This window comes from Colwellia sp. KS18-150, from assembly GCF_057551365.1.
Window position 1 is genome coordinate 534,735 of record NZ_BAAJMC010000002.1, and the last position, 8,835, is coordinate 543,569.

Genomic DNA, 8,835 nt, shown 5'->3' on the forward strand with positions numbered 1-8,835 from the left:
TTTGTTTAGCGCTATAGTTAATTATAGCGCTCAATAAAAAATAAAAGGAGCTCACTATATTAATTTGCCGTAAAAAAACTCCTTCACTATTTACCCTAATGTTACTTGTTACCTTAACAAGTAACATACCTGCCCTCACCTATGCACAAGAGGAAACTTGTTCAACTCAGCCACAAACCGTCACGTTTAAGCCAAATACTATTTTTGATGAGTCTGAGCCGGGGATCATATTTTTACATCGTTGGGCAAATGCCATTCATATTGATACTAAGATAATTACCCTCGAAAACGAGGCGGTATTTTTTATTGATAAATGCGAAAAAAACTATGCTGACTTAGCCGAGCTAGAGCGCCATTTACGCAGTAGAAAATACTTGAGAGATGCAAAAGTCACTGCCGATGAAAGCATGGAAAAAATTACCGTTACCACTTGGGATAACTGGTCACTTTTGCCGACAATCAGTTTTGGCCGTCAGGGTGGTGAAAGTAAATACAGTTTTGGTATTAAAGAGCGAAACTTACTCGGGCTAGGTATTGATGCTGAGTTAGAGTCTTATAAAAATTCACAACGCAGTGGCTACAAAGTGAAAACATCTGTGCCTTTGTTTTCTATGAAAAATACTGAGTTAAAATTAAGATTTGCCGATAATGATGACGGCACGCAAAAGTCTCTCTATTTACAAAAACATTTCGCGGGTTTTCATACCAACACTGCCTATAACATTGGCTTTAATGAAGAAAAACGCAATGACACCATTTTTCAAAATGGTGATGAGCAAGCAATTTACAGTCATGAAATCAGCTATAAAACCTTAGATTATGCTTGGTTAGGTTATAATAATAATGAAAGCCTATTGAGATATCATCTGGGTATTACTCAAGATTATGATAAATTTTCAGAGGTTGCTGACCCTAATAACGATTATCCTAATCAATATTTACCACAAGATAGAGAATTTCTTTACCCATGGCTTGGGGTCGATTACCTTGAGAAAGATTTCAAATTACTCACCAATATTCACCTAATCACTCAAATTGAAGACTTTAACCACGGCTGGCAGTTTAACGGACGCTTGGGTTTTAGTGATGGCAGTAAAGAAAACGCAGCATGGGCGTTATTTCAAGGCAAGGTAAATAAAGGTTTTGAATTGCATGATGACGCGCTCTTGCTCATGAGCCTCAACCTTGAAGGGGATATCTACGCAAGCGATCAGCAACGCTTTTTAATGACATTAAACAGTGAATACTTTTATCGATTTACCAAAGCATGGGGGTTTTATCTAAATAACGTTAATGTGCTTAGCCACAATCAATACTTAGACAAGCCAGTCAATATTGGTGGTAACACGGGTTTGCGCGGCTTTCCATTGCAATACCAACATGGTGAACATAGCGTTAAACTGACCAGTGAAATACGCTATTACCCTGAAATAAATTTATTTAAACTATTTGATCTTGCCGGTGCTGCTTTCTTCGATAGTGGCAGAACTTTTGGTGACTCACCCATTGAAAATATCGAAAATACTTGGTTATATTCAATAGGCCTTGGTGCTCGGCTATATTCTCCCCACTCAAGTGGCAGCCATCAAGTCATTCACGTCGACTTTGCTTTTCCGCAAAGCGATAACCCTGACTTGGATAAATTTGAAATCAGGGTGGAAGCGAAGCAGTCCTTTTAAAGCGTTTAAAAAAACAAAAAATAGATTACAAAAAGCGTTTTAGAATACGGTCAATTTGGGCAAAGCAAATTTTTTTAAGTAATTTCTGCGGTTTTTCCGGATAGTCACCCACGCCATCAAGATCATCATAATGATGCACTTGCTTAGTATGTTTCATAATAGCGAGTAATTCTGGAGTTACTTTATCCATCAATAATTTAGAAGGGTCATCAAGTAACAAGCCATTTTCTAAATCCAATGCCCAAGCACGGGGGTTTAAATTACTCCCTGTTAATAAGTGATAACGTTCATCACTGATAATGCCTTTTAAATGAAAGCTATTGTCATCATGTTGCCATAAGTGCACAGATAATAAACCTTGGTCAATAAAGTGCTGATAACGTTTTACAAAGCGCTTTAATAACATTTCGTAAATATAAGGCACAATACCAATAGTGCTAAACGAAGCCTCATCCGCAATATAAAAATCATTGGCCGTTTTATCACCCACCACCAAAGTAATGCTAACGCCACGTTTTAATGCATTAATAACATCGCGAGCTAACACAGGTGGCAAGTTAAAATACGGAGTGAAAATAGTGAGCTTATTTTCACTGCGTTTTATGGTTTTACGGATCACTTTATTCAAGCGATTTTTACGACGGCCATAACCAATTAATGGTGTGATAGAAATAGGGTCAGTCACAATAGTTGACTGCTTATTACTTTCACCCAGTAATTGATAAGCTGATTTTTTTAGCAAAGACTTTAAAGCAATAATATTTCTTTTTTGCTGACTAGGACTTGGTAACTCTACTTGGTTTAATAGTGGCGCAAGTTGTGATTGTACAAAAGTCACGGTTAAGTATTGGCAAAAGCTATTCGCCAGTGTTGACGAGTTTAATTGATAGTATCTATCCAGACGGTATCTGTCGCCTTGCTGCATATAAATATCATTAATGCTTGCGCCGGTATAAAAAACCGAATCATCAAAAACCATACCTTTTAAATGCAAAACGCCAAACAATTCTTTGCGTTTAACACCAATACCGTAAATGTCGATACTTTGCTGATATTGTTGTGCTAATTCAAGGTAGATAGCACGATTACCTAAACTTTCTTTTTCACCAATCAAGCCTCGTTGGCCACGATGAAAATCAACAAAAACTTTAATGGTTAAGTCAGGATTTTTACCTTTGGCTTGATACAAGGCATGCAGTATTTCTCTTCCTGCGTCATCATCTTGTAAATAAAGCGCGGTAATATAAATTCGCTGTTTCGCATTAGCAATTAAAGATAATAATTGCTGTTTGTATTCTTTGGGCGTTGAATAAACTTCAATATCGGCATTACTAACGATCAAATTATTCATTTTAAAGGTCAAAGCGGTAGATCTTAACTGTAAACATGTTTGCAGCAGTATACGTCAGTTTCTATTTTTCTAAAGTAAATTTTGCTAATTGTTGTGACAAGTTATCAGCAAGCTGCAATAAGTGTTTGCCCGCATGAGCCGCATCTTGCGCCCCTTGCATGACTTTATCGGCACCGTCAGCGATATTCGCCGTATGGCTTTCTATATTAGCCACCATTTGGCTTTGTTGATTTACCGCTACCGACACTTGCTCTGAGCCATTAACAATATCAGCAACATTTTGCGTCACTTCAAGGAAAGTTTCGGTAACTTGCTGGGTTTTTTCTACGCCGTTTTCCGCTTGAGCAACCCCTAAATTCATCACTTCAACAGACTTTTGAGCCCCTTGCTGTAACTGTTCGATAATACGCTGAATTTCTGCGGTAGAGTCTTGTGTTCGACTTGCCAAGGTACGTACTTCATCAGCGACAACCGCAAACCCTCGTCCCTGCTCACCGGCTCGTGCCGCCTCAATAGCGGCGTTTAATGCTAATAAGTTTGTTTGATCCGCAATACCTCTGATGACATTAACAAATTCACCAATATCATTACTAAAACCTGCTAGCTCATTTATTACCATTGCCGAGTCATTCACTTCTTGTGATATTTTGTTAATAACCGTCGTTGTTTCACTGATGACATTTTGCCCTTGAATCACATTTTCACTCGCTTGTCCTGTGATATGACTAGCACTTTCAGTACTTTGTGAAATAACAGTGACCGAGTCACTGACTTGTTTTATCGCATCGACCACATTGTGCGTATTTTCTTGTTGGCTCGCTAAGCTTTCTGTCATCACATCAGATAAATCATTAATATTATTCGCAGCTAATTCTAATTGTTGAACCTCTTGAGTAAACTGTATAAGTAATTGATGTATCTTGTGCTGCATCTGATTAAATTTAGCCGCAACATCGCCTAATTCATCTTGTGAATTAAATTCAATGGCTTGAGTAAAGTCTCCTTGCTCTAGTCGTGATGAGGCTTGGTTAATAGCCTCTACATTTTGTTTAATGGATAAATAGATCACCACCAGTAAAAAGGCGGTAATAATTGCTGTGCCCAATAGGATGGTGCTTAACCACACTAACGCCCACAAGCTACTATCACGAATCGTTTGCAGCTTCTCTTTTAATAAAGCACTGCTTTGCTGTGACAAAGTTGCTAGGAGTTGTTGTGATGGTGCTAGTGCTGCTTGAGCTTGTGAAAGTTGCCATTCAATACTATCTGGGGCAATAACCTTAGTGCGTAATGCTTGTTGATAGTCATCAATCGCAGTGGCAATATCTTGAAAGCGGCTTTTATAGTTTTTTGTCCATTGCTCATCAACACGCAATAGCTGTTCATTCGCTTTACTCAAATGTAGTTGTAACTCATCTAAACGCTTATCTAAAGCGACTAATAAGGTGTAACTCTCGGCAGTAAATCCATCATTGTTGATAATACTTGCTGTCAGTTCACCCGTTCTAGATAAATACTCAATTAATGCCGGAAAACCCTGAACCACCATACTGGACAAATAAAAAGCACTGGTTTGACTTTCACGGCTTAAACCACTGTAAGCGGCAACATTTTCTCTAAAAGCTAATGTTTGCTCAAATAATAATGATCGTTGCTGATAGGCACTTAATGAGTCATCTTTTGATGCAAGTATACCGTTTAGCTCTCTAATAGCTGCTGACAGCTCTTTAGCAAAGGGACTTGCTAAAACTAACTTACTAAGTGCTCCGGCTTGGTTATTTGCCGCTTCTTGCGATTGTAGTTTTTGTTCAACGGCAACGGTCGCGTTTACTAACGCTAATCCTTCCATCTCGAGATCATACTGGCTAATTTGTTGCCATTGTTTAGCAACAATCCACCAAGCACTGGCAACAATTGGGATATAAAAGATCAATGCTAATAAAGAAAATTTCCCTTTAAAAGCAAGTTTATTGGTTAAAGTGATTGCAGGAGAAAATATCGCCATCATTATTATTATCCATCTGTCTTTTAATTTAACTATAAGCGCAAAATGCAGCTAGCCACGAATTAAAAGTATAGACCCTGAATAACAATAAAAACTTCCTTGTTTTTAAATCAATATTTTTTTGTGAAAAAGTTAGATAACCATCGCTAATTCAGCCGCTTGGCGAATAGCACGTTTAGCATCAAGTTCCGCAGCGACATTAGCACCACCAATTAGATGCACATTCATGCCACCCGCTTCGAGTGCGTTTTGCAAATCACGGTTAGATTCTTGCCCGGCACAAATCACTACGTTATCAACATCAAGCATTTGTTCTTTGCCGTTTACTTCAATCAGTAATCCGTCATCAGTAATCGATTTATACGTCACGCCTGGCATCATATTTACGCCGTGCTTCACTAAGTTAGCTCTATGCACCCAACCTGAAGTTTTGCCTAAGCCTTTACCTACTTTACTGGTTTTACGTTGTAATAAAGTAATTTCACGCTTAGTGTCTATCTTTTCGAAAAGTTTGCCATTGTCTAAAGCGCCTGACTCTTGATAACTTTTATCAACTCCCCAGTGGCTTAACCATTCATCTGCATTCGTCGTTAAAGACTCACCCGACTCAGCAAGGTATGTTGAAACATCAAAGCCGATACCGCCAGCACCAATCACAGCGACTTTTTGACCTACGGCCACTTTATCGCGTAGTACTTGTAAGTAACTCAAAACTTTAGGGTGGTCTATACCTTCAATATCTAATTTTCTCGGTTTGATCCCTGTCGCTAAAATCACTTCATCAAAACCCGCCGCTAACAAACTCTCAGCACTTTGCTCGCTGTTTAAATGAACAGGAATATCATGCTTACTAAGCTGTTTGTTAAAGTATCGTAAGGTTTCATAAAACTCTTCCTTACCGGGAATTTGTTTAGCGACATTAAACTGGCCACCAATTTCACTGATTTTATCAAACAGCTCAACTTTATGACCGCGTTCAGTGGCATAGACACTAAATGCTAAGCCTGCAGGCCCCGCACCAATTACCGCTAATTTTTTACTTTGTTTGGTTTGATCAAAGTTAAGCTCTGTTTCATAACACGCTCTAGGGTTAACTAAACAAGACGCTCGCTTTTGTTCGAACACATGATCTAAACAAGCCTGGTTACAACCAATACATGTATTGATTTCATCAGATTTATTCGCTGCCGCCTTATTCACAAAATCAGCATCGGCTAAAAATGGTCGCGCCATTGAAACTACATCAGCTTGTCCAGATGACAATACCTGCTCTGCTACTTCAGGCGTATTAATACGGTTTGTGGTAACGAGGGGAATAGACACTTCTTTTTTCATACGTTCAGTAACCCAAGTGAACGCAGCTCTTGGTACTGAAGTAACTATGGTAGGCACTCGTGCTTCATGCCAACCAATGCCAGTATTAATTAAGGTTGCTCCGGCTTGCTCTACCGCTTTCGCCATAGTCACCACTTCATCCCAACTGTTGCCCCCTTCAACTAAATCCAACATTGATAAGCGGAAAATAATAATAAAGTTTTTGCCTACTTTTTCACGTACCGCTTTTATTGTTTCGATGGCTAAACGCATTCTATTTTCAATACTGCCGCCCCATTCATCATCACGTTGATTGGTGCGTAAACAAGCAAACTGATTAATTAAATAACCTTCACTTCCCATAATTTCAACACCGTCATAGCCAGCTTTGGCTGCTAAATTAGACGCATGCGCATAATCTTTTATGGTTGACAGTATTTGTCTGTTTGACATTGCTTTAGGAGTAAAAGGGGTAATAGGTGACTTAATCTTACTCGGGCCGACACTGAATGGATGATAAGCATAACGACCGGTATGTAGTAGCTGTAAACAAATTTTTGTTGGGTATTTATGTACCGCATCAGTGACCTGCTTGTGCTTATTCACATGCCAAAAATGCGATAACTCACTACCAAAAGGGGCTATTCTGCCACGCTTATTTGGGCTGACACCACCGGTAACGATCAAACCAACACCGCCTTTAGCTCGCTCTTCGTAAAAAGCGGCAAGTTTGGCAAAACCACCTTTTTCTTCTTCTAACCCTGTGTGCATTGAGCCCATCAAGGTTCGGTTGGCTAGTTGCGTGAAACCTAAATCTAATGGCGCTAGTAAATGTGGAAACGCATTTTCCGTATTGTTATCAGTCATTGTTGCTCTCATTTTATCTTCTTGGTCAAACCAGTGTTGATAATTTACCCACCTTTTTTCGATATTACAAGATAATTTTGACACCTGTCAGATTGATTAATTAGAATTACTGTTATCTCAATAATAGTAGTAGAATACAGATCATTGAAAATAATATATTTAATAGAAAATGAGCCAAGCAAAGATTAATAAAAACACCCTGATGGCATTAATTATTAGTGAGTTAAAACAAGAGCTCAATCAAGCTATTAATGCTGCGAACGCTGCCCATGCAGAAGCAACCGATGATGAAAGCATTGCGGAAACTCAATACGATACCTTGGCTATTGAAGCCAGCTATTTAGCTGAAGGGCAATCAAGAAGAATTGAATTATTAAAAAGTGAAATTCAAGCATATCAACAATTAAACATCGTTAGCTTTATTAACGACAAACCTATTGATCTCAGTGCCTTAGTTCAATTATCTACCGGATTAAAAGAGCGTAAATGGTTATTTATTGGTCCTGCTGCAGGTGGCTTTACTTGTCAATTAGCCGGGCAAATTATTACGGTGATCACTCCTAAATCTCCTCTTGGCATTGCCTTGATGGATAAACAGCAAGATGATGATGTTGAAATTAATCTTGCGAAAGACAGGTCACATGATTATATTGTAACAATCCAGTAACATCTTCTACATCAATAAGATAAAGAAATTATTCACTTTAGCTGAAAAATCATTAAAGCTTGACTAAGCTTAGCGTTGAACTTTATCTGAGTGTTATAACCAAGTGAGTTAACATTCTTATAATTTGTATTTTTAATCACATCATTACCCTTTATCTACGGAAACATGCATGCACAAAAACATATTACAGTCATTTTGGAAGCAAATATTAACACTGACTGTTCTTGCTATATTGATAATAAGTACACTGGTGCCAGTTATATTCCAAGAAAGCACAACAAAAGAAGCCATTTTTGTTGCCAAAGATACTGCTAAGCAATATGCATTGTTAAGAAATTACTACACAAAAAATGTTATCAGTAAGCTTAATATCACCGAACAATTAAACGCCTCAAGCGATCATAAAAACTCTAACAACCACATCCCTTTACCGGCAACCATGATTCATGAGCTGAGTGAATTATCACAGCAAAGTGATTTAAAGATTAAACTCTATTCCGCTTTTCCATTTCCAGACAGAGCTCAAAGAAAGCTTGATGATTTTCAACAACAGGCATGGCAGCAATTAAACTTAACCCCTAATGAGCCTTTTGTAGTTACTCAAAAAATAAATGGAATTAGCACTGTACGAGTAGCGATTGCTGATATTTTAACAGAGCAAGCATGCGTAGATTGCCATAATACTCATCCATTAACCCCTAAAGTGGGCTGGCAGTTAGGAGATGTTCGTGGCGTTTTGGAAGTTAACATCCCCATTGACCAACAGATAGATTGGGCCAAGCAAGCGAGTTATAAAACCATTGCTTTGTTAGTGATAACCTTAGTGATTCTACTCATTATTTTATTAGTGCTATTTAATAAAGAAATGCAAGCTAGGCTCCGCAGTTTAATGGCACCATTAAAAAATCAAAAATTTGCCCTAAATGCTCACTCCTTAATTTCTATGGCAGAT

The 8,835-nt window shown here is 38.3% G+C and carries 6 protein-coding genes; 3 read left to right on the plus strand and 3 right to left on the minus strand.

What is annotated here, in order from left to right:
- Positions 1-98: 98 nt before the first annotated feature.
- Positions 99-1,679 carry a hypothetical protein gene (locus AC27IF_RS05485; protein WP_487052741.1) on the plus strand — a complete coding sequence of 527 codons (1,581 nt, stop codon included), beginning with the start codon at positions 99-101 and terminating at the stop codon, positions 1,677-1,679.
- A 25-nt stretch (positions 1,680-1,704) separates the two neighbouring features.
- Here the strand turns inward: AC27IF_RS05485 and pssA are convergent, their stop codons facing one another.
- From pssA to AC27IF_RS05500, 3 genes are all read right to left on the minus strand, one after another.
- Positions 1,705-3,042 (minus strand): CDP-diacylglycerol--serine O-phosphatidyltransferase, encoded by a 1,338-nt coding sequence (gene pssA, locus AC27IF_RS05490; RefSeq protein ID WP_487052742.1) that lies wholly within the window; start codon positions 3,040-3,042, stop codon positions 1,705-1,707.
- A 49-nt stretch (positions 3,043-3,091) separates the two neighbouring features.
- Positions 3,092-5,038 carry a methyl-accepting chemotaxis protein gene (locus AC27IF_RS05495; protein ID WP_487052744.1) on the minus strand — a complete coding sequence of 649 codons (1,947 nt, stop codon included), beginning with the start codon at positions 5,036-5,038 and terminating at the stop codon, positions 3,092-3,094.
- 129 nt (positions 5,039-5,167) lie between these two features.
- Entirely contained in the window at positions 5,168-7,216 is a 2,049-nt protein-coding gene (locus AC27IF_RS05500; protein ID WP_487052746.1) for an oxidoreductase, read from the minus strand.
- Positions 7,217-7,385: 169 nt separating this feature from the next.
- On the opposite strand from AC27IF_RS05500, the gene AC27IF_RS05505 reads away from it, so the two are divergent.
- Positions 7,386-7,883 carry a hypothetical protein gene (locus tag AC27IF_RS05505; RefSeq protein WP_487052748.1) on the plus strand — a complete coding sequence of 166 codons (498 nt, stop codon included), beginning with the start codon at positions 7,386-7,388 and terminating at the stop codon, positions 7,881-7,883.
- Between the two features lie 169 nt (positions 7,884-8,052).
- Positions 8,053-8,835: Tll0287-like domain-containing protein (locus AC27IF_RS05510; RefSeq protein WP_487052749.1), on the plus strand; the 783-nt coding region annotated here is incomplete at its 3' end.